The following is a 3,848-nucleotide window of genomic DNA, read 5'->3' as shown; positions in this document are numbered from 1 at the left end:
TTTTAAAAATCAAAAAATCAATGAAAATACATATAAAAAGTCGTCATATTTTATAAAATGAAAGTACCAACGCCTATATTCTGATTGGACTTCTACTGAGAGGAAACTTACGCTTTTAAAATAGGAAATCACGACTTACAATAATGGGTTAAAGAGAATCAATTAAAGAAATTCTGTTTTATCATGTAAGTCTCCATATACTTAAAAATACCTGAAAACTGGGTTCTTGACTCTCTATAGTCATATACTTTCTTATCTTGTAAGAAAAACCGGGCAAAGTGCGCCCGGTCCAAATTATACGAATGTCAGTTGTCATAGGTTTTTCAACTCTATATTAAACTGTGTTTCCGGGGAGTTTTAACCAATTGCATCATAGCCTCAAGAAAACAAGTGATGAGCGAAGTTTTCACTTCGCTCATCACTTGTTTACAGACAATCCTGCGGCGGGTTTTCGTCCGACACATCCCTTCAACCAATTGGTAATTTCGTATTTTGATTTGGTTGACGAGAGAATAGATACTGATTTTATGGAGAGTTGCTGACGAAGATACTATTTCGGCCTTTTCTTCTTTTTTAAGATTGGTTACTTTCTTTGCGTGTATTTTAGGGAATACTTAGTCCAGTCTATAATTGTGAAGTTTTCAGTGGTCTCAAGATTAGAGACGGCTTTCAAAATTTTAATATGTAACAATTGTATGTTTGCCATTAAATTCGAAAGTATGTGATAATAAATCCTCAATAAATGTAGGACCCACTTCATTAAAAAACAACAAAGGACTAAACCATCTTTCTTGTAGAGTATTTTCCGGGAAAATACTACCCTCGATATGATTATATTTTCTTATCTTCACATCATGCCGTAATATATTAGAATCCTCTATTTTTCGACTCAGATACGTAAACTGCTTCTCGTGAAATTGTAAGTTTTTCTTCGTTATTAAACTCGGCACTGTTCCTTCTGTTGCTAAGTGATCCTCTAATTTTTGATACTGTTCAACTAAATTTCTTTGTATCTCTCGAATCATTTCTTCAGCGGGTACATCTTTTATGAAATTCATAAAAGATTGTTTATGAGACTGAAATTCACCATTAAATACATCTTCAACTGGGATTTCAAGTTCATCCAAAAACTGTTTAGACTTTCTGTCTACAACTGTAATAGATAGTCGTTGAACTATTACTGGTAGCTCCATGTCAAAATGTTCAAACATGGTCTTAAAAGTCGCCCAATATGCTATTTCGCCAGCTCCCCCAACAAATGCTAAAACAGGAAACACCATTTCCTGCATGAGAGGTCGCGTAACTACATTGTTACTTAAGCGATCTGGTTGATTATACGCAATATCAATTAATTCTTGCTTAAAGAAGCTAAGTCCTGCTGCCTCATTTGAAAATATTCCCTCGTGGTGTTTTAATAAAAAACGTTCTCCATTTTCAACAATAAACAAGTTGGCATTATCTTTAGTCGCTTGAATGGGTTTACCATAACCTGCTTGATGAAAACAATTTTCTTGTTCTACAACGAGATCAGCAATCTCTTGGGCATTTTTAATCATCTTTACAAAATAAGGAGCTTCATATTGACGTAATGGCTGGTATGCAGCATCAATTAAAAGCAATCCTTCGTTTTGAAAAAAGTCATGCATCATCACAGCAAAGAACTGGCTATATGTAGAAACTTCTTTTGAAATTCCCATGCACTTAACAAGCAAATCTTTTGTAAATGGTGTCTCATTGAATTGCTTAAAAACATCACGAATAAAAGATTGTAATTTCTCAGTTTCAACAGGAGTTTCAGAAGCCATTTGTTTTCGATTTGGACGATCATTATATGTATGTTTGTTCAATCGTCCTTGTTGTGGTGTGAAAGTTGAATTGATTTCGTCTAAGTCATGATCCTCTCCGGCAATCCAAAAAACGGGGACAACTGGAACTCCAAGAGCTTCCCTTTGCTGTTTAGCTAGTAAGATAGCCGATATTGCTTTATGTACTGAATACAAAGGACCTGTAAGTAATCCTGCTTGTTGACCCCCAATGACTACAAGAGCGTTTTCTTCTAATTCGGCCAAGTGTAAATCAATTGCATTACTTTGTGGAAGAGACATCATATAATTGCGAATAACACTTGTTAGTTGTTGTCGATTTACAGAATGTGATTTCAAAGATTCGGCTCGTTTTTCATACGACTCTTGTTTTGGTAAGTAATGAAAATACATTGAAAGCTGTTCCTTTTGTTTATGAAAATCTAATAGGAAAGAACTACTATTTGGTTGATCAATTTGGTTAAATTTCATCTTGGCAAACCCCTTTTGCTTCTAAATACTAATCGATTATAACATTGGATGGCATGACAGGAAAAATATACGACTTAGTTGAATTTATTTAATGTACTCTAGTACTTTTAGAACAACACCTAAACACCACACCACGAAGTAAATAAGACTTAATACTAAAAATAAGAATCGCCATATTTTTCTTAGAAGTGGCAATAATTCAATTTCTGTTTTAGATTTCCACTCAACAACAGTTAAAATAATACTAATTATTAATGCCACTCCCAACATATATCCCACTGCCTCAATTTGAAACAATGATTGTATTGCTATTGGGACAGCGAAGAAAAGGAGAATTGTAGTAATATCGGCTGCATGTCCAAAAGCTTTAGAAGGTTTTCGGATTATCTTAACCGAAATGAAGAAAATTGCAAGAAAGATAACTATAGGAAATACAATTAGAAAGCTGATGATCGGTTGAACAAAGTTACTCATAAGGCACACCTTTTTCATCTATGGCCAAAACTAAATGATAAAGCGATTGTAAAAGTGGTAGATCGCTTTCTCTAGTCTTACCCAATTGCAACAAAGCTCCTACAATTGGTTCAATTTCGCTTTTCCGATTATTAAGTCTATCTTCTAGCATAGAAGAATTATTTTGTGCTGTTCTTACGCAAAGTTTCTTGACATCTTCAAATGTTATCGTTTGTTTTATCTCGGGAAAACCTAGTACAATTTCTTCAAATAAAGATTTCATTAGGTGAAAAGCATATTTATTCGTGATTAATTCCCCATTTTTAATCTGTAATATCGCAGTTAATGGATTAATACAGGCATTCAAAACCACTTTCCGAAAGATAACCCCATAAGCGTCATCCACCATCTCTATTTGAAATGATGGTGTTTGCATAATTGATAAATCTAAACAATTCCCAGTATTTGTTTTAAAAGGAGCAATTCTAGTTATACCTATCCCTTTATGAAGGACAGTGGTGGCATCTTGTTTCATAGCAGCATGTTCAATGGAGGCTAAGTAAACATGCTCATTATTTAATTGGTTGACCAATTCTATATGTGCAAGGCCGTTTTGGATAAATAAAAGAGATGTAGTTGGTGGTAAAGAATGTAAAACTTCTTCTATGTTATGTAATTGATGATTCTTAACAGCCACTATCCAAATCGCATCTACAGGGGCTAGAGAAAAATTTGCATGAGCCAGTACGTTTGTAATAACTTTTTTACCGTTCAGTCGTATACGTGTAATCCCATGTTTTCTAAGTTTCTCCGCTTGATCGGTGGTTTTTGTTATGTATGTAATTTCATGTTCTTGTTCACTTAAGAATGAACCTATTAGTAACCCAATTGCACCTGCTCCGATAATTACCACTTTCAACGAACAATCAACTCCTTCTTATATTGCTGATCAATAACAACTTTATCTATTTAACTAGTAAGAGCCTTTTTTTATATACTTTTCAGGTTTAAGAAAAACCGAGCGAAATACGCACAGTCCTTTAAGAGACTCACAGTATCAACTTTGGTTTCCGGTATGATTTCGTTACAGGCGGACGCTTT

3 protein-coding genes are annotated in these 3,848 nt (G+C 34.3%); all 3 read right to left on the bottom strand.

From position 1 onward, the window contains the following. Nucleotides 1-677 precede the first annotated feature (677 nt). On the bottom strand, nt 678-2,294 hold the full coding sequence (gene bshC, locus B371_RS0101155) for a bacillithiol biosynthesis cysteine-adding enzyme BshC (RefSeq protein ID WP_019412496.1): 1,617 nt from the start codon (nt 2,292-2,294) through the stop codon (nt 678-680). An 84-nt stretch (nt 2,295-2,378) separates the two neighbouring features. Beyond that, nucleotides 2,379-2,768 (bottom strand): DUF3397 domain-containing protein, encoded by a 390-nt coding sequence (locus B371_RS0101150; RefSeq protein ID WP_019412495.1) that lies wholly within the window; start codon nt 2,766-2,768, stop codon nt 2,379-2,381. Next, complete coding sequence (locus B371_RS0101145) at nt 2,761-3,660, bottom strand: ketopantoate reductase family protein (RefSeq protein ID WP_237721487.1); 900 nt, start codon at nt 3,658-3,660, stop codon at nt 2,761-2,763. Before B371_RS0101145 ends, B371_RS0101150 begins: the two co-directional genes overlap by 8 nt. Nucleotides 3,661-3,848: the final 188 nt, after the last annotated feature.

This window comes from Paenisporosarcina sp. TG20, assembly GCF_000286315.1.
In the GTDB taxonomy this organism is placed as follows: Bacteria; Bacillota; Bacilli; order Bacillales_A; family Planococcaceae; genus Paenisporosarcina.
Note: the sequence above shows the minus strand (reverse complement) of the source record. Positions and strands in the feature narration are given on the sequence as shown.